18 protein-coding genes and 1 other annotated feature are annotated in these 18973 nt (G+C 38.0%); of the genes, 5 read left to right on the top strand and 13 right to left on the bottom strand.

Going from position 1 to position 18973, the window contains the following annotated elements; all coding sequences use genetic code 11:
* Positions 1-57: 57 nt before the first annotated feature.
* Entirely contained in the window at positions 58-1368 is a 1311-nt protein-coding gene (gene lysA, locus IGL86_RS05870; RefSeq protein ID WP_025192682.1) for a diaminopimelate decarboxylase, read from the bottom strand.
* Positions 1369-1565: 197 nt separating this feature from the next.
* Between lysA and IGL86_RS05865 the strand changes: the two genes are divergently transcribed.
* On the top strand, positions 1566-3446 hold the full coding sequence (locus IGL86_RS05865; protein ID WP_033625661.1) for a fructose-bisphosphatase class III: 1881 nt from the start codon (positions 1566-1568) through the stop codon (positions 3444-3446).
* A gap of 153 nt (positions 3447-3599) precedes the next feature.
* Positions 3600-4481 (top strand): serine hydrolase, encoded by an 882-nt coding sequence (locus IGL86_RS05860; protein ID WP_002374908.1) that lies wholly within the window; start codon positions 3600-3602, stop codon positions 4479-4481.
* A 54-nt stretch (positions 4482-4535) separates the two neighbouring features.
* Here the strand turns inward: IGL86_RS05860 and IGL86_RS05855 are convergent, their stop codons facing one another.
* The 10 genes from IGL86_RS05855 to IGL86_RS05810 form a co-directional block, all read right to left on the bottom strand.
* On the bottom strand, positions 4536-4946 hold the full coding sequence (locus IGL86_RS05855) for a hypothetical protein (RefSeq protein ID WP_002374910.1): 411 nt from the start codon (positions 4944-4946) through the stop codon (positions 4536-4538).
* A gap of 74 nt (positions 4947-5020) precedes the next feature.
* A complete protein-coding gene (locus tag IGL86_RS05850) occupies positions 5021-5656 on the bottom strand; it encodes a V-type ATP synthase subunit D (RefSeq protein WP_002357673.1) in 636 nt (211 codons plus the stop codon).
* 4 nt (positions 5657-5660) lie between these two features.
* Positions 5661-7037, bottom strand: coding sequence for a V-type ATP synthase subunit B (locus IGL86_RS05845; protein WP_002357674.1), 1377 nt, complete (start codon positions 7035-7037; stop codon positions 5661-5663).
* Complete coding sequence (locus IGL86_RS05840; protein ID WP_002371187.1) at positions 7030-8811, bottom strand: V-type ATP synthase subunit A; 1782 nt, start codon at positions 8809-8811, stop codon at positions 7030-7032. The genes IGL86_RS05845 and IGL86_RS05840 overlap by 8 nt, the downstream gene beginning before the upstream one ends.
* A 17-nt stretch (positions 8812-8828) precedes the next feature.
* The gene (locus tag IGL86_RS05835; protein ID WP_002357676.1) at positions 8829-9140 is read right to left on the bottom strand and encodes a V-type ATP synthase subunit F; all 312 of its coding nucleotides are present in this window, start codon (positions 9138-9140) and stop codon (positions 8829-8831) included.
* Positions 9130-10131, bottom strand: coding sequence for a V-type ATPase subunit (locus IGL86_RS05830; protein ID WP_002366645.1), 1002 nt, complete (start codon positions 10129-10131; stop codon positions 9130-9132). Before IGL86_RS05830 ends, IGL86_RS05835 begins: the two co-directional genes overlap by 11 nt.
* A gap of 16 nt (positions 10132-10147) precedes the next feature.
* Positions 10148-10729, bottom strand: coding sequence for a V-type ATP synthase subunit E (locus IGL86_RS05825; protein ID WP_010827385.1), 582 nt, complete (start codon positions 10727-10729; stop codon positions 10148-10150).
* 16 nt (positions 10730-10745) lie between these two features.
* A complete protein-coding gene (locus IGL86_RS05820) occupies positions 10746-11219 on the bottom strand; it encodes a V-type ATP synthase subunit K (RefSeq protein ID WP_002363905.1) in 474 nt (157 codons plus the stop codon).
* 27 nt (positions 11220-11246) lie between these two features.
* On the bottom strand, positions 11247-13226 hold the full coding sequence (locus IGL86_RS05815) for a V-type ATP synthase subunit I (RefSeq protein WP_033625660.1): 1980 nt from the start codon (positions 13224-13226) through the stop codon (positions 11247-11249).
* Positions 13216-13539: a hypothetical protein gene (locus IGL86_RS05810; RefSeq protein ID WP_002391201.1), complete on the bottom strand. Its 324-nt coding sequence runs from the start codon at positions 13537-13539 to the stop codon at positions 13216-13218. Before IGL86_RS05810 ends, IGL86_RS05815 begins: the two co-directional genes overlap by 11 nt.
* A gap of 116 nt (positions 13540-13655) precedes the next feature.
* Positions 13656-13703: a sequence feature (sodium ion sensor (DUF1646 type); this cis-regulatory element may regulate processes involved in with the transportation of sodium ions), on the bottom strand.
* Positions 13704-13911: 208 nt separating this feature from the next.
* Here IGL86_RS05810 and nrdI point away from each other — a divergent pair.
* Positions 13912-14355, top strand: coding sequence for a class Ib ribonucleoside-diphosphate reductase assembly flavoprotein NrdI (nrdI, locus tag IGL86_RS05805; protein ID WP_002389303.1), 444 nt, complete (start codon positions 13912-13914; stop codon positions 14353-14355).
* Positions 14356-14413: 58 nt separating this feature from the next.
* A complete protein-coding gene (locus tag IGL86_RS05800; protein WP_002357684.1) occupies positions 14414-14593 on the top strand; it encodes a hypothetical protein in 180 nt (59 codons plus the stop codon).
* 65 nt (positions 14594-14658) lie between these two features.
* Here IGL86_RS05800 and IGL86_RS05795 read toward each other — a convergent pair whose 3' ends face one another.
* Together IGL86_RS05795 and gdhA are read right to left on the bottom strand one after the other, a co-directional pair.
* Entirely contained in the window at positions 14659-16008 is a 1350-nt protein-coding gene (locus tag IGL86_RS05795) for a glucose-6-phosphate isomerase (protein ID WP_002357685.1), read from the bottom strand.
* 181 nt (positions 16009-16189) lie between these two features.
* The gene (gdhA, locus tag IGL86_RS05790) at positions 16190-17536 is read right to left on the bottom strand and encodes an NADP-specific glutamate dehydrogenase (protein WP_002366640.1); all 1347 of its coding nucleotides are present in this window, start codon (positions 17534-17536) and stop codon (positions 16190-16192) included.
* A 137-nt stretch (positions 17537-17673) separates the two neighbouring features.
* Between gdhA and IGL86_RS05785 the strand changes: the two genes are divergently transcribed.
* Positions 17674-18960 (top strand): NAD(P)/FAD-dependent oxidoreductase, encoded by a 1287-nt coding sequence (locus tag IGL86_RS05785; protein ID WP_002361770.1) that lies wholly within the window; start codon positions 17674-17676, stop codon positions 18958-18960.
* The last annotated feature ends 13 nt before the right edge of the window (positions 18961-18973 follow it).

Raw genomic sequence — 18973 nt, 5'->3', positions numbered from 1 at the left:
TTGTTATTTTTTGAAAAAAAGCAGCCGTCTCAAAAAGAGGCGGCTACTTTTAATCTATCAACAATCCAACGTTGTCATATCTTCATATGTCTCACGGCGAGCAACTAATTTTGCTTGTCCATCTTCGACAAAAACCACCGCTGGTCGAGGATTTCGGTTGTAATTACTTGCCATTGAATAACCGTAAGCCCCCGTACTACTAATGGCCAATAAATCCCCTGCTTTAACTTCTGGCAATAAAATATCTCGAAGTAAGACATCTCCTGATTCGCAATATTTACCAACCACTGTGACTTTCTTGATTGAATCATGCCCATCACGATTCGCTAGAAATCCATCATAAACCGCTTGATACAAAGCAGGCCGTATATTATCACCCATGCCACCATCTACGGAAACAAAATGACGAACACCAGGAACCTCTTTTTGCGCGCCAACTGTATATATCGTTGTGCCCGCTTCGGCAATTAAACTGCGGCCTGGTTCAATCCAAAGCTCAGGCAGTGGATACCCTAATTGTTCACAATGACCTTTCAAGGAATAAACAATTTTTTCAACAAATGTTGCTGGTGCTAATGGCTCATCTTGCTGCGTGTACTGCACACCAAAACCACCACCCATATTTAAAACACGTGCTGTAAATTGATGGACTTGCCGCCAGTCTTCTAAAATAGTGAACATTTTTTCAACAGCAGCTAAAAAGCCTTCCACAGCAAAAATTTGCGAGCCAATATGGCAATGGACCCCTTGCACATCAAAAGAGGGATTTGATAAAAGGCGAACGAGCGCTTCTGTTGCCTGGCCACTTGCAACATCAAAACCAAATTTTGAATCTTCTTGGCCTGTCAAAATGTAATCATGTGTTTCTGCATCCACGCCAGGACTCACCCGAAAAAGAACTTTTTGTGTTTGGTTTCGTGTAGCTAATAATTCTTCCAACAAGTCAATTTCGTAAAAATTATCAATGACAATTGTACCTATTTTGTTATCCAAAGCATAACGTAATTCTTCAGGGGTTTTGTTATTTCCATGGAATTCAATTTCCGCTGGCTCCATGCCCCCTTTTAAAGCTGTGAATAGTTCTCCACCAGAGACAACATCACAAGCAATATCTTCTTCCTTTAACACTTGATAAATAGCTAAACAACTAAATGCTTTACTTGCATAAACCACTTTATTTTTGATACCTAATTGATTTAACGTTTGTTTAAAACCACGTGCTTGTGCGCGAATATGAGCGACATCATAAACAAATAACGGCGTCCCGAATTTTTGCGCCAACTTTACGGTGTCACAACCACCGATTTCTAAATGATTTTCCCGATTCATTTTTGCTGTACCAAATAACATGTTTTCCCGCCCCTTCATTTCGTTTTATTAAAAATCATAGCATAAAACCCAGTAGCTTCCTATAATTTTCCACATTTTTCTCTGACTTTCTCCTGTTGCTTTTTTTCGCCAAATAGCCTACAATAATTGGCATATGAATAAAAAACCTTTATTCTCAAGACTTTAATCTTTTAAACAAAAATTGGTATATACGAAAAAGAAAGAAGGCAGATGACTTGGCTACACTGAACCGCGATCAACAAATTGAAGAAATTATTAATTTGGAAGCAATTTTGAATTTACCGAAAGGAACAGAACATTTTGTCAGTGATTTACATGGTGAATTTGAAGCTTTTGACCATATTTTAAGAAATGGTTCTGGGCGAATCCGAGAAAAAGTTCAATTTTTATTTAAACAAGAATTAAATGCCCATCAGATGGACGAGCTTTGTTTTATTATCTACTATCCAGAAGAAAAATTAACACTTTTAGAAAATGAAAGCGCCCTCTCTTATGAATGGTGGCTATTAACGATTCGCCGTCTGGTTGAAATCGTCCGTTCTTCTTCGATGAAGTACACACGTTCTAAAGTTCGCAAAGCCCTTCCTGAAACCTATGGGTATATTCTCGAAGAATTGATTTATCAATATGATGAAACAACAACCAAAAACGGTTACTATCAACAAATTATTGAAAAAATTATTTTACTAGGTGAAGCCAAACGTTTCGTGACAGAATTAGCTTATCTAATCCAACGTCTGATTATTGATCACCTACATGTTATTGGGGATATCTATGATCGGGGGCCAGCACCAGATAAAATTATGGACCGATTAATGTCCTATCACTCCTTGGATATTCAACTAGGCAATCATGATATGATTTGGCTGGCTGCTTATAGTGGTTCACTGGCTTGTTTAGCCAATGTAGTGCGTATTTGTGCTCGCTATGGAAATTTAGATTTGTTAGAAGAACGTTATGCTATCGATTTAACCGCCTTAAAAAAATTTAGTTTAGAAACGTATAAAGAAAATCCTGCTTTTGCACCCAAGAAAAATCCCTATCGTGCGTTAACTGAAGATGAAAAACAAGTAGCGATGCGTGTGCAACAAGCCATTGCCATTATTCAAGAAAAACTAGAAGGCCAAATTATTGGTCGACGCCCTGATTTTAACTTGGCACATCGGCTACGCTTAGATAAGATTCAAGGGGAAACTATTACTTTTGACGAATGTCGTTATACATTAATTAACAGCTGTTTCCAAACCGTTTCTGAAGAGCAGCCTTACCAATTAACACGTGAGGAAAAACAGATAATTGATGATTTATTAACGCAATTTCAGTCTTCACCGCGGTTAACAAAACACATGCGCTTTCTAATGGAAAAAGCTTCTCTTTACCTTGTGTATAATCAAAATTTATTGATTCATGGCTGTCTGCCTCTGAATGCGGACGGTACTTTTCAAGCTTATACATTTAAAGGCCACTCCTATTCAGGAAAAGCTTTAGTTGACTTCTTTCAGAAAATGTTAGAAGAAGCATACGCTCAGCCTGCTAGTACAGATGACTATGCGACAGATTGTTTATGGTATCTTTGGTGTGGCGAAGGTTCCTCATTATTTGGCAAACGAGCTATGAAAACCTTCGAGCGTTATTTTCTCGCTGAAAAAGAAACACATTACGAAGAAAAGAATCCTTATTACTCTTTGCGTGATACAGTTGAAGTTTGTGAAAGAATCCTAGATGAATTTGAAGTGACTGGTGAAAATCGACATATCATTAATGGTCATACACCAGTTAAACGAACAAAAGGCGAATCACCAATCAAAGCAAATGGCACGCTTCTCGTAATTGACGGCGGCTTTTCAAAATCTTATCAGACAATTACTGGAATTGCTGGTTATACATTGTTGTACAACTCGTTCGGGTTACAACTGACCGCGCATAAATCTTTTTCTAGTAAAGAAACAGCCATTTTAAATAATCAAGACATTCATTCCATCAAACAAGTCATCGATCGCCCCTTACAGCGGCTATTAGTGAAAGATACCACTATCGGCAAAGAGCTATTAAAGCAATCGCAAGCACTCCAAAAACAAATGAAACAAAACCAGTAGTGCCATTAAAAAGACGCTTGCGCTCTTATCCGAAAAATGATTAAATGGAGGAGTTGAGAAAATATCTATTAGAGAAACGGAAAGGGTTTTACATTGAAGAAACAGCAACTCTCACTATACGGCATCATTTTCTTTCTTTGCTTTTTCCTAATTGTGGGCTTCTTCTTCTCAAGTCGTGGCGAAGATTATGCCAAAGAATCTGAACAAAAAGTTACAATTGATTCCGCCAAACATGAGAAACATACGAAAGACAAGGAAGAAAACAATTCAGCAAATACAGTATTTTTTGATAAAATAAATGACCTGCTCGTCGCTTCTGTCAAAGAATTTGAAGGAACGGTCGGGATTAGTTATTTGGATTTAGAAACTGGCGAACAACGTTCCGTGAATGGCCAACATGAATTTTATACAGCTAGTACTATTAAAGTGCCACTGACGATGCTAGTCGCCGACACGGTTGCTTCTGGTCAAAAAAAATGGACAGACCTGATTCCCTATAACGCCGAAGAAGATTATGAAGAAGGAACTGGGATCATTGCCTATAATATCCAACCAGAATATCCATTAAAAACGTTACAAGAATATGCCATCACCTATTCTGATAATATCGCTAAAAATATGCTCTATGACACATTGGGTGGTGATGCAAAAGCAAAACGAGAAATGTATCAGCGTTATTTGCACAAGACACCTTCGATTGAAGAGCCACAATTTTCTTCGGAAGATGCGCTTGTTATTCTACAAAAATTATATACTGAAAAAGCAACAAAACCAGATTACCAAGCGATTTATGATTCTATGAAACAAAGTGTTTTCCATGAAAGAATGGAAACTCCCACAACTCAAGGAAAAGTTGCTCATAAAATTGGTTCCTATGATGAATTTATTCATGATATGGGGATTTTAGAAACACCTCACCCCTTTGCTTTAGCAATTTTTACGAAAGGACCTGATAATGCTAAGAGTGCTGCGTTTATTGCTTCAGTGACAGATAAGTTATGGCAATTACAGGTGTCTGAATATCCTAATCAATAACAGTTAAAAAATACCCTTGGTTTATTAAGACGACTTAATAAACCAAGGGTATTTTTATTGTTTGTTATTATTATCCGTTTGTACAGACAACAACTTCGTAAAACGTTCTGCCAACATTTGGTGGGCATCAATTTTTTTGGTTCCTTGTGCTTTTGCTGCAAAACTAGCAAAGTTTAAGCCAGCCCCAAATAGTTGTAACGCACCGTTGCCTAAATCTCCCTTTTTAAGAGCTTCAAGCCCATCTTCGATAAATTGGTTACTTTCATCTAAATGACACTCAGGAAGATATTTCACGCCGTGATGATATCGTTTTACATTCAGAATGATTTGCTTCGCGGCTTCTTCTGAAATAGCCGCTCCCAAGTTTAACAGTAGCTCATTGATTGGTTCCACCAAGCGAGCATAGTCACTTTCGTATTTTTGACAATTCAGTGCAATCGCTTTGCGGCGTTCTTCATTTTTCATTTTTTCCACTCCCTTTTTTATTAAAAACGAGCACGAAAGCTACCAACTGGCTTCGCACTCGTTCTTTCTAACCATTAATTTTCTTTGTTCATGCTTTTAATTTTAATTAGACGTGTAATTTCGCCACGTTCATTTTCTTCTAATTTCATTTGAATGTAGTAAATTGTTTCTTCTAATTGTGGAATCGTCATATACTCTAAAGCGTTGACACGACGACGCGTTTTTTCAATTTCTTTTGATAATAATTGGCACGTCTTTTCAACATTTGCAAGTGCTAATAATTTCGGTAAAATGCTTGAAATTTTAGCAAAAGCTTGATCAAGCTCGCTGTTTGAATTCACGTAGCCATAATCTAAAGGTGCTTCTTGAACCGATTCATCGTAATCAAAAATCATTTTAGGAACTGGCACACTTAAGATGTTCTGTTCAATAATTTCTAATTCAACTTTTTCGGCTGGAATTGCCACTAACTCTTCAATAAAGGCTTCGTTCAACGTTGCGTTTGCCAATACAAAATTTGATAACGCATCCGTTACTTCTTGTTCAACCTGAATACGTAACTCATTGTTTTCTTTGACTAGCGCAATAAACCGTCGCATCAATTCATCTTGTTTGTCTTTCAGCAACTTATGACCTCTCGTGGCCGTAGTCAACTGTTTTTTCAATCGGGAAAGTTCCATACGGGTTGGATTAACATTTAATCGAGCCATTTTTCTACTTCCCTTCAGTTAAATATTGATCGAGCATATCCTCTTTAATTCGTTTTAGTTCTGTTCTCGGTAGCATACTTAATAGTTCCCACCCAAGATCTAACGTTTCTTCAATCGAACGGTTTGTATCGAATCCTTGGTTGACATATTCTTCTTCAAAACGTTGGGCAAAAGCTGCGTAAATTTTATCGACATCGGAAAGAGCTGATTCTCCTAAAATGACAGCTAATTCTTTGGCTTGTTTCCCTTGTGCATAGGCTGAGAACAATTGATTCATCGTCGCTGCATGATCCCCGCGCGTTTTGCCTTCACCAGTTCCTTTGTCTTTAAGACGGGAAAGTGATGGCAAGACATCAATTGGTGGTTGGATACCGCTCTTATATAGTTCCCGGGACAAGATAATTTGCCCTTCTGTAATATAGCCAGTTAAATCGGGAATTGGATGTGTTTTATCCTCCTCTGGCATTGTTAAAATAGGAATCTGTGTTACGGAACCTTTTGAGCCACGAATTCGGCCTGCCCGTTCATACAACGTTGCTAAGTTCGTGTAAAGATAACCCGGGTAACCACGACGTCCTGGAACTTCACGGCGTGCTGCTGAAATTTCTCGCAACGCTTCGCAATAATTGGTCATATCCGTCATGATAACTAAGACATGCATGCCCTTTTCATAAGCTAAATATTCAGCGGCTGTCAAAGCCATTCTAGGTGTTGCAATCCGTTCAATGGCTGGATCATTCGCTAAGTTCATAAACAAGACTGAACGATCAATTGCGCCTGTTTGACGGAAATCTTCCATAAAATATTCCGCTTCTTCAAAGGTAATCCCAATGGCCGCAAAAACTACGGCAAATTCTTCTTCACTATTTAACACGTTGGCTTGTCTGGCAATTTGTGCCGCTAATTCTTTATGAGGTAAGCCAGATGCTGAAAAAACAGGTAATTTTTGACCACGAACTAAGGTATTTAAATGGTCAATCGCTGAAATCCCTGTTTGGATGAACTCATCGGGATAATCACGAGCAACTGGATTGATAACTTCGCCGTTAATATCTAATTTTTTCTCAGGTAATAATTCTGGTCCATTATCTTTTAAGCGACCTAAGCCGTCAAAAACGCGCCCCATCATATCTGGCGAAACCCCTAATTCTAAAGGATGTCCCAGAAAGCGAACTTTTGAATCACGAATATTGATGTTACTCGTTCCTTCAAAAATTTGGACCATCGCTTTATCTCCATTGATTTCTAAAACTTGCCCTTGGCGAATTTCGCCATTTTGCATGCGTACTTCAATTAATTCTTCGTACTTTACGCCTGCCACTTTTTCAACAATCATCAGAGGACCAACGACTTCATTGATTGTGCGATATTCTTTAATCATTCGTCATTCCTCCTTCAGCAATGATTTCTTTTATCGTTGTTTTAATTTCTGCTTGTAAACGATCCAATTTTTCTAATTCTTCTTCTGGTAAATACTTGCTACGAGCAATGCGATCACGGATTTCAACTGTTCCCGCCATTAACTCAGAGAAATAAGTGCCTAAACTTAAGGCTTTTTGACCTTCTTCACCAAAAGTTAGAATCAATTGCAACATTTTCGCTTGTTTGGTTCGAGAAGTGAACGTATCCACGTCATCAAAAGCATTTTGTTGCAAATAGTCTTCCCGTAATGATTTGGCTGTTTCCAACGTTAAACGGTCTTTATCCGACAAGGAATCAATCCCAACCAAGCGAACAATTTCTTCCAGTTGAGATTCCTCTTGTAAAATCCGCATCCCTTCAGCTACCATAGCGGCCCAGTTTCCTTGCAATTCCAAGTCTAAATATTGCCCTACTTCTGTGGAGTAAAGAGAATAACTTTGCAACCAGTTAATAGAAGGAAAATGACGCTTTTGTGCTAATTGAGAATCTAAGCCCCAGAATACTTTAACAACGCGTAACGTATTTTGGGTGACAGGTTCTGATATGTCCCCACCAGATGGCGAAACCGCACTAATCGCTGTAATGCTTCCTTCACGATGATCTTTTCCTAACGCGATGACTTGTCCTGCTCGTTCATAATATTCAGCTAAACGGCTACCTAAATAGGCTGGATAGCCTTCATCACCAGGCATTTCTTCTAACCGGCCACTCATTTCTCGTAACGCTTCTGCCCAACGAGAAGTAGAATCCGCCATAATTGCGACTGAGTAACCCATATCACGGAAATATTCTGCAATGGTAATCCCTGTATAAATCGAGGCTTCCCGTGCCGCTACCGGCATATTTGACGTATTCGCAATTAAAATCGTCCGATTCATCAAAGACTCACCAGTTGTTGGGTCAATTAATTCTGGAAATTCATTTAAAACATCTGTCATTTCATTCCCACGTTCCCCACAACCAACGTAAACGACTAAGTCGACATCGGCCCACTTAGCAATTTGGTGCTGAACGACTGTTTTTCCAGCGCCAAATGGTCCTGGAACTGCTGCCGCTCCGCCTTTCGTAATTGGGAAAAAGGTATCAATTACGCGTTGTCCGGTCACCATCGGTACTTTGGGACTTAGTTTTTCTAAAATGGGACGTCCCCGCCGAACGGGCCATTTTTGCATCATGCTAAAACTTTCCGTTCCTTTAGCCGTTTCCACTGAGTAAACTGTTTCATCAATGGCAAAGTCACCTGCTTTAATTTCGGCAATCGTTCCTGAAACGCCGAAAGGCACCATAATTTTATGTTGAATAATCGGTGTTTCTTGAACCACACCGACGATGTCACCTGCCGACACTTCTTCACCAACTGCCACAGTCGGTTCAAACGTCCATTTTTTCTCACGATCTAACGCATCAATTTTAACGCCACGACCTAAAAAGTTACTGTGGGTTACTTCTTGAAATGTATCCAATGGTCGTTGAATACCATCAAACATTTCGGCAATTAAACCTGGGGCTAATTCAACAGATAATGGTTCTCCTGTTGAAATAACTGGTTCTCCTGGTCCAATGCCTGTTGTTTCTTCATATACTTGAATCGAAGCGACGTCGCCTCGCATTTCAATAATCTCTCCGATAACGCCTAAATCTCCCACATGACAAATGTCTTGGATACTAGCATCTGACATGTTTTCAGCTAAAATCAAAGGACCTGAAACTTTGACAATTTTTCCAATTTGCACGCTCATTCTCCTTTGCATTATAAAATATTTTGTCCAATTGCTTTTTCAACATTTTTTTCAATCTCACTTAAACCGATTCCGATTGTACCATTATGACTTGGGATTAAAATAATCGCTGGTGTCACTTGTTCTTTGTATCGTTCAATCGTTTCTTCTGCTAAAGTAGAGGCTTCTTCCGTTATGAAAATAACCCCAAACTTATTTTTTGCCATAGTTTCAATGGCTTCTCTAACTTGCATTTCTGAAATGGCATGATGGACCTCAAAGCCAAACAGTTTAAATGGTAAGATTGAATTTTTGTCTCCAATGACACCAATTTTATACCCCATTGACTTTTCGCATCCTTTCTCGAATTTTTTCATTTGAAAACCCACTATGTTTTCCGACCAAAATTAAACGCAAATTTTTCCATTCAACTTCTTTCGCATTCAAAAAGGCTAGTAATGGGAGCGGCCCAAAAGCAACCGTTCGACCGTTTTCATACATTGAGGTCAGGTAATCATCTTTGAGTTTTTCAAAAGCCAATAAATTTAATTCATTGGTTTCTTTATTGATAATCTTTTCTAATAGTTGTCCGTAATTCGTTGTTCTGACAAATGCTGTAAATTCTACAAGTGACTTTTCCGCATAGGTCAACAGCTCTTTCTTTGAGATACTGCCAGCACTAGAAAGCACGGTTGATAAAAAGTTACTGTTTTGATGTTGAACAATCCCTCTAGCCATCGTTGATAGATTGGTTAAATCAATAAAAGCGATGACTTCCTTCGTTAACTCTTCATAGCCCAATTCATCCGCCAATTTTCGCTGTTGCTGTAAAAATGCTCGATCATAAAGGATATCAATTGCTTGCGGCAAACCGCCTTCTTCCAGATAGGCAAAAACATCACGGATCACTTCTAATAATGCTGGTTCAAGTTCGGAAGAGTTTTTTGTATGAATGGCACTTTTGACTGTGTTTAGAGAATAACGACCATCCTCTAAATAAAGATAATCAAAATCTTTACCTGTTTGCTCAGCTTTCGTCAAAATTTTCAAGTTATGGAAGGTAAAACGCATCGTATACAACGTTACTACAGCTGGTTCTGGAGCCATTTCATATAACCAGCGATAAAGATTTCCCAGCGCTTCAGAAGAATGGTAGTCAAATTTTTCTTCAAAAGTTTCGGTTAAATAAGGTTGATAAACCGTACTTTTTAACATATTTTTAACGTCTTCAACTGTTTCCGCTTCTAAAAGTTGTTGAAACTGTTGCTCAGAAAGCAGCTCCGTTTCTTTTAAACGAATCAGCGGATTAATTTGATGATACGTTGGTTTTCTCATGCTACGTCCTCCCTTCTTAACTGAAAAGTTTTTCTGCTACTTTAAAGCCTTCTGTTTTTTGAATCTCTTCAACTAATGCTGAAAAGAGAAAATTATAATCCAAACCGTCTTTTGCAACGATAAAGCCACTTTCTTTTGGAACAACTTCCTCTGAAAGCTCCCATTGAACAGTAGCATCAGAAAGAGCGGTCAGCCATTCTTGCGTCACTTTCATTTGAGAATACTCTCCTAAAAGAATGGTCGCTTTTCCTGTTAATTCAAGTGAACCTAATTGTGCTTTCATAAATTGTTGAAATTCTTCCGCTGACCATTCACTCATCTTTAAGACCACTTCGTCAAATAATTGGTTAAGATATGCTTGTTTTTTATTTAATGCATCCTGACGAATTTCTAGTGTTTGCCGTTGTTGGCGTTGTTTAAATTCTTTTAATAATTGTTGTTGTCGTTTTTCTATTTCATGTTCTTGCTTCAGCAAAATTTCTTGTTGTGCTGCTTGGAATTCTTGATCGATGCGCGTTTGTTCACTGGTGACATAGGCTTCGACTTCTTGCTTTCCTTGCTGCTTAATTTCACTGATGATTTTTTCAATGGCATCCATCCATCTGCCTCCTCAATTATTTGACGTTCAATACAAGTAAGAAGGAAATTACGAACCCTAAGATGGCATAAGTTTCAACCATGGCAGCATAGATAATTCCTTTTGTTGCATGTTCTGGTTTCTTCGCTAAAATTTGGATCCCCGCAGCGGCTACACGACCTTGGGCAATCCCAGAGAACAATCCTGCAAAAGCAATTGGTAAAGCTGCTACAAAATAGTTCAATCCTTGAACCATACTCATATCGTTTCCTAAGTTAATATAAATTAAGAAAGCAATAACGAAACCGTATAGTCCTTGTGTACCTGGTAATAACTGTAAAATTAACGCTTGACCAAATTTTTCTGGCTGCTCCGTCGTTAAAGCTGCTGCTGCTTCCCCAGTAAAGCCAACCCCTTTGGCTGATCCAATCCCAGCAAAAATTGTCGCCATCGCCATTCCTAATACTGCAAAAACAATTCCACCATTATTATTAATTAAGTAATCCATCATCTCTATTTTCCTCCAATAAATAATTTTCTATTTTTTCTCAACATTGACATACTTTTCTTTTGTTTTTAGCGGATTAAACGCCCGGCCACCGCCTGTGTAAAATTTTCCAAAGAACTCAACATATTGCAAACGTGCGCCATGAACATACGCACCTAATAACGATAAGAATATGTTTAACGCATGTAAAACAATTAACAGCAAGATGCCCACGCTAAAACGGGCAACTGGCGGCATGAACTCTACGAGCATATTAAACGCTGAAGCAATACTTCCCCCAGCAATTCCTAACGCCATCAAACGTGTATAACTAACTAAATCACCGACATAACCTGTCACACCGTATAGTCCATACAGTCCTTTGGCTAAGCCTTTTAATTTGGCCTTCGATTGAATCATTGGAATCACAATAATTGCAATGGCAGAAAGACTAGCTAAAATTGCACCTGCTGTAAATAAGCCTTCATTTTTAACCACTAATTTACCAACGACTAACAATGCTAAACCAAACAAAATCCCTAACCAAGCGTAACTTTCGTTAATACTATCTAAATAGCGCTTTTGTTTTGATAACTGAATCCCATTAATCATTAAACCGACAACTAATTGGATAAACCCAAAAATAACCGATAAAATAAGAATCGTATTTACATCTTCGGTCGTTGATAAAATCGGAAATGGTGATTTGATTCCAAACATTGTTGGCGGTAATGCTGCACCGAAAAACGAACCGTAAATGAAGCCCCAAATAATTGTTGGAACTGATAAAATCAAGAAAAAGTCGGCAAAACGTTTCATGCCTCTCGGTAAAACAAATGCTTTCAAAGCAATAATAGACAAGAGTAGCATCAGTAAGCCATAGCCAATATCCGCTACCATCATGCCAAAAAAGACTAGATAAAACGGCATCATCGCAGGTGTCGGATCAACTTCTTCATATTTTGGTAAGCTATACATCTCTGTTAACATTTCAAACGGCTGCACCAATTTATTATTCGCTAGTTTAACTGGTATATCCGTCTCAATTTCCGCCTTCGTAGGATTTTCAAAAGTAAGAGCTATTTCGTCCTTAGGAACTTTTTCTTCAATCGCTGTCAAAATCTCGGCTTTTTCTTCGACTGGAATCCAAGTTTGCAAGATGAAAAATGATGAAGCATTTAACAAATGTTGACGTGCTTGTTCTCTTTGGATAACCGCCAATAAGACTTCTTCAGCCAAGCAAAACGTTTCATAGAAATCATGATAAGAAGCCAGTTGTTGCTTTAAGGTTTTTTCTTCTTTTTGTAAAATTTCATATCGTTCTTTGACTTGTTGATATGCCTCTTTAGGTGGAACATCATAACGGTATTGGAGTGGTTCAAAACTATATTGGTTTAATAACTCGGTTACACTCTGCTGATGTTCCTTCAGGTAAACGAGTGTAAAATAACTATGATGCATACTTTGATAAATTTCTTCAAAATAAACCGTTGGCCATTGAGACAAAACGCTCAAGAAACTGGCTTTATTGGCTAGATTTATCGAACCATGAACGACATGACTACTTTTTAACTGCTGTTTGTGTGGTAGAACATCCAGATATTGCCAGCGGCCTAATAATTCTTCTTCTGCTTCTAACCCTTGACGATCCGTTTGAATTTGTTTCAAAGATTCTTGAATATTCTTTAATTCCGTCAAATAGCTTTGTAATGTTTCTTCATCAAAGGTTTGTTCCAACTCTTCCAAAGTATAGACTTTTCTTTTTATCTTTAACCCTTTTCCTGAAGAGCGTGTCAAAAATAAAAGAAGCTCTTGCAATTGTTGTAGCATCGTTTCATATTTACGTAGCTGTTCAGTTGACTGTTCTGCTTGTAAAAAAGAATATTGACTCTTTAAGGCTTGTTCTTCTTCAGGCGAATGAAAAATCCGTTTTACTTCGACAATTTGCAAGCCTTGAATGGCTTGTAGAATTGCTGCTTCTTTTTCGGCAGCGGCAATTATTGTCATTTTTTCCATTTTACTAACTGCCATAAACGTCTTTCACCCTCTCAATAATTGAATCAATGACTTGTTCTTTGTTCGCTTCATAACGTTCGTGAAGCGCTTGTTCAGTGCGCTTTGTTTCATCTAAAAGTTGTTCTTTTTCAAGTTGTAACATCTTTTCTTGCGTTGCTAGTGAATCCGTCAGCACTTTTTCAACAGCTTCTTCACTCTCTTGACGTAGTTTAGCTAAACGTTCTTGCTTCTGTTCTTCATATAAACGACAATTCATCTTAGCTTGTTGCCGATGCTCTTCCACCGCATCTTCCGCTGCCTTGATTTGCTCTAGTACTTCTTGTACCATTGTCTCCACCTCCTTAGTTTTTACACCTTTAGCATATAAGAAAAAGGACTAGCGAAATAGAGATACGCTCAGCCCTTTTGTTTTAGGTATGCAAAAAGGCGCAAACTCAAAAATTGTTCTTCTCACCCCTTGAAGAACTGAATCCTTGAAGCTTTCGCCCAACCATTCTTTATTCAATACTCTACCATCTTAGCAAAGTTTTTCGCAAAATTCAATACTTACCCAAATGAATTAAAATAACAAATTTTCACTTTTATAATAGGTAATAAAAAGGCATTATTTTTTTCGCTTTATAATTATTGATCTTGAATTTTTTTCACATAGATGTGCTATACTTACGTAAACAATTAAATTTATTTGGAGGGATCTCTGATGAATATACGATATATTTCAATCTCTGGTAATACACGCTCATTTGTTCAACGTTTAACAACTTATGCTGAAGAGCAACATCAGCAAAACGAAAAAAATCCTACGATTACTTTCAAAGAAATTTCGGAAAATTCTCCGTTAGAAGTAGAAACAGAACCATTTTTTACTTTTGTGCCTACCTATTTAGATGGTGGCGATGGCATCAACAACGGCAATACCGAAATTTTAACAGAAGTCATGCGAGAATATCTTGCTTTTGAAAATAATTATCGTTATTGCTCTGGCGTGGTGGGCAGCGGCAATAAAAACTTTAACCACCAATACTGCCTGACAGCTAAACAGTATGCGGAACAATTTAACTTCCCCTTCTTAGCTGACTATGAATTAAGAGGTACTCAAGCGGATATTGAACGAATTTATGCTATTTTAAAGGAAAACCAATAAGCAAGTTTCATTACTAAAAAGCTCACCTATGATAGACTACATTTTGAGGTGAAGAAAAATGAGAAATACATGGTTAGCAGAACAACTTCAGTCAATCAGCGAAGAGCCCAATTCTTTTATTATCGAGGAAACCATCAAATATATTGAACAATTAGAAGATGATAATGAAAGTCTTCAAGTTGCATTGGAAGGAACTATTTGGAGTCCTAAAAAATGGAACGAACCATTGGAAAAATAATTTAAACAGAAGAAAAGAGCCAGAAACGTAAGTGTTTCTGGCTCTTTTCTTCTGTTATTTACAAATTATAGGCGTGCATTTAAATCTTTTGCTAATTCTTCAAAACCTGGTTTACCTAATAAAGCGAACATGTTGCGTTTGTAAGCTTCAACACCTGGTTGGTCAAATGGATTAACCCCATTTAAGTAACCTGAGATGCCCACTGCAATTTCGAAGAAGTACATAACATAACCTAATGAATAAGCATCCATTGTTGGCACTTTAACGATCATGTTTGGCACACCACCATCTGTGTGAGCAAGCAACGTACCTTCGAACGCTTTTGTATTGACGAAGTCAATTTCTTTTCCTTGTAAATAGCCTAGGCCATCTAGATCTTCATTTTGTTCTGGAATTGAAATGCTATGGCGTGGATTTTCAATTTTAACCACTGTTTCAAATAAGTTACGCATACCCTCTTGAACATATTGACCCATAGAATGTAAGTCAGTTGAAAAGTCTGCGGCTGCTGGGAAAATACCTTTGCCATCTTTTCCCTCTGATTCACCGTATAATTGTTTCCACCATTCAGAGAAATAGTGCATGCCAGGCTCATAGTTAATTAACATTTCAGTTGTTTTGCCTTTGCGATATAAAATGTTACGTAACGCAGCATATTGATAGGCTTGGTTTTCTTTTAAGTCGCTCGTTGCGCCGTATTCTTTACGTGCATCATTTGCACCTTCCATTAAACGATCAATATCCGCACCGCTAACAGCGATTGGTAAAAGACCTACTGGCGTTAAAACAGTGAAACGACCGCCCACATCATCAGGAATCACAAATGTTTCCCAACCTTCCGCATCGGCTTCAACTTTTACTGCTCCTTTAGCACGGTCAGTTGTCGCATAAATACGTTTATTGGCTTCTTCTTTGCCATATTTATTAATTAATAACTCTTTAAAGACGCGGAAAGCAATCGCTGGTTCTGTCGTAGTTCCAGATTTTGAAATAACGTTGACAGAAAAATCACGATCACCAATCACATTGATTAAATCAGCTAAATAAGTTGAGCTGATGCTATTTCCAGCAAAGAAGATTTGTGGCGCTTTCCGTTCTTCTTTTGATAATAGATTATTAAATGAATGTGTCAAAAATTCAATTGCTGCACGGGCACCTAAATATGAACCACCGATACCAATGACTACTAATACCTCAGAGTCAGATTGAATTTTTGCTGCTGCTTTTTTAATGCGCGCGAATTCTTCTTTGTCATAGTTTTCTGGTAAATCAATCCAGCCAGTAAAATCATTACCAGCTCCTGTACCTTCACGTAATGCTTTGTCCACTGCAGTGACTTGTGTTTGCATGTATTCCAATTCATGGTCAGCAACAAATGGTGCTAATTTGGAATAATCTAATTGAATGTGTGACATTCCTTTTCCTCCTCGAAAGTAAACTTACTACATGTATACTTTACGTGTTTTTAGACATTTTTTCAAGCAAATTCTTTTGGATAGACCAATTGTTTAATTTTAACTATTTAATTAGAGATATTTATTCTCTTAATCAAACAAACCAAGAAAAAATGCTAGGAAATCCTAGCATTTTTTGTTATTAAACAAGTCCTTGACTCAGCATCGCTGCCGCTACTTTTTCAAAGCCAGCAATATTCGCACCTAAAACAAAGTTATCTCGTGCCTGATATTCGTTAGCTGTATCACGACAAGTCTCATAAATGTTTTGCATAATTTGATCTAGCATACCATCAACTTTTTCAAAGGACCAAGCTAAACGTTCAGCATTTTGGCTCATCTCTAATGCAGAAACCGCAACACCACCTGCATTAGCGGCTTTGCCTGGACAATAAATTACAGCTGATTTAGCAAAAACGGCGACTGCTTCTAGTGTACAAGGCATATTTGCGCCTTCTGCCACGACTTTCACTCCGTTTTTCACTAAAATAGCGGCTTGCTTTTCGTTGATTTCATTTTGTGTTGCACATGGTAACGCAATGTCATACGCTGTTTCGAAATCCCAAACAGATTCTTTATCATAATAAGTTGCGCCTTTACGTGTTTCAACATATTTTGAAATGCGTTCACGATTTTTTTCTTTTAGTTCTTTTACTAACGCCACATCAATTCCTTCTGGATCATAGACAAAACCAGACGAATCGGAACATGTGATTACTGTGGCGCCTAGCTCAGTCGCTTTTTCCATGGCATAAATTGCGACATTCCCGCTACCAGAAACAGCGACTTTTTTGCCTTCAAACGTATCGTTTTTATCTGCTAATAAATGTTTAACAAAATAAACCGTTCCATAACCCGTCGCTTCTGTTCTTGCTTGGCTTCCCCAGTATCCTAAAGGTTTGCCAGTCAACACTCCTGCATCATAGTTGCGCAAGCGTTTATACATACCAAACAAATAACCAATTTCACGAGCGCCTACGCCAATATCGCCGGCTGGAACATCTGTACTTGGACCAATATGTTTTTGAAGTTCGGTCATGAAACTTTGACAAAAGCGCATCACTTCAGCATCTGACTTACCTTTTGGATCGAAATCACTACCGCCTTTGCCGCCACCGATTGGCAAACCAGTTAAACTATTTTTAAAAATTTGTTCAAAGGCCAAAAACTTCATCACACTTAAATTCACACTTGGATGAAACCGCAAACCACCTTTGTATGGTCCAATCGCTGAATTATATTGAACACGATAGCCTCTGTTCACATGCCAGTTGCCCTGGTCATCTTGCCACGGCACACGAAATTGAAAAATACGTTCAGGTTCAATCAAGACACCTAAAATATTTGCTTCAATGTATTGAGGATTTTTTTCTAAAAAACCTTCTACGGTTGGTAAAAACTCATCGACTGCTTGTAAATATTCTGTTTGACCTTGGTCTAATTGGTGAATCTTTTCTTGAATATTTTTAACATATTGTTTTGCGTCCATTTAATCATCCTCTCATTGTTATAGGTTTATTTTAACTGAAAATTCAAAAATTACCATAGTCAAACGTTTATTTTTTCCTTAAATCCAGAAAAAATCCCGTAATTATGGTACACTACCTATTGAATTGGAGGAGAACTATGAAGAAATTTGATGTAATTATTGTCGGCGCTGGGACGAGTGGTATGATGGCCACGATTGCGGCCGCAGAAGCAGGCGCTCAAGTATTATTGATTGAAAAAAATCGCCGTGTTGGGAAAAAATTATTAATGACTGGTGGCGGCCGCTGTAATGTAACCAATAATCGGCCCGCAGAAGAAATCATTTCATTTATTCCTGGGAATGGAAAATTTTTATACAGCGCATTTTCACAATTTGATAACTATGATATCATGAACTTTTTTGAATCCAATGGTATTCACTTAAAAGAAGAAGATCACGGACGCATGTTCCCTGTCACAGATAAATCGAAGTCAATTGTTGATGCGCTATTTAACCGCATTAACGAATTAGGAGTCACTGTTTTTACAAAAACACAGGTCACAAAATTACTACGAAAAGACGATCAAATAATTGGCGTTGAAACCGAACTGGAAAAAATTTATGCACCGTGTGTTGTATTAACAACTGGCGGCCGCACTTATCCTTCCACAGGAGCAACTGGTGATGGCTATAAACTAGCCAAAAAAATGGGGCATACTATCAGCCCACTCTACCCTACCGAATCGCCTATTATTTCTGAAGAACCTTTTATCCTTGATAAAACGTTGCAAGGTCTCTCTTTACAAGATATTAATTTAACTGTTTTGAACCAAAAAGGAAAACCTTTAGTTAATCATCAAATGGATATGCTGTTTACACATTTTGGCATTTCAGGACCTGCCGCGCTCCGCTGTTCTAGTTTTATTAACCAAGAATTAACTCGCAACGGCAATCAACCTGTCACGGTAGCCTTGGATGTGTTTCCGACAAAATCTTTTGAAGAAGTGCTGAAAAATGTTGATTACATGATTGAGGAACAGCCAAATAAAGTGGCAAAAAATGCCTTTCATTCTTTAATACCAGAACGTCTGCTCACTTTTTATCTAGAGAAACTAGCAATTGAAGAAGTGCCTGCCAAACAACTAACAGAAAAGCAACGTCTTTCCTTTGTGGAACTACTGAAAGACTTTCAGTTCACTGTTACGAAAACATTGCCTTTGGAAAAATCTTTTGTCACAGGCGGTGGGATTTCCCTCAAAGAAGTGACCCCTAAAACAATGGAGAGCAAATTAGTCAATGGTTTATTTTTTGCTGGTGAACTTTTAGATATTAATGGCTATACTGGAGGCTACAATGTTACAGCTGCATTTGTCACTGGACATGTTGCTGGCTCCCATGCCGCAGAAATTGCAGAATACACCTATTTACCAATTGAAGAAGTCTAAACAAAAAGTCGCT

This window comes from Enterococcus sp. DIV0774, assembly GCF_050539095.1.
GTDB classification, from domain to species: domain Bacteria; phylum Bacillota; class Bacilli; order Lactobacillales; family Enterococcaceae; genus Enterococcus; species Enterococcus faecalis.
This window is presented reverse-complemented; position numbering and strand designations above follow the sequence as displayed.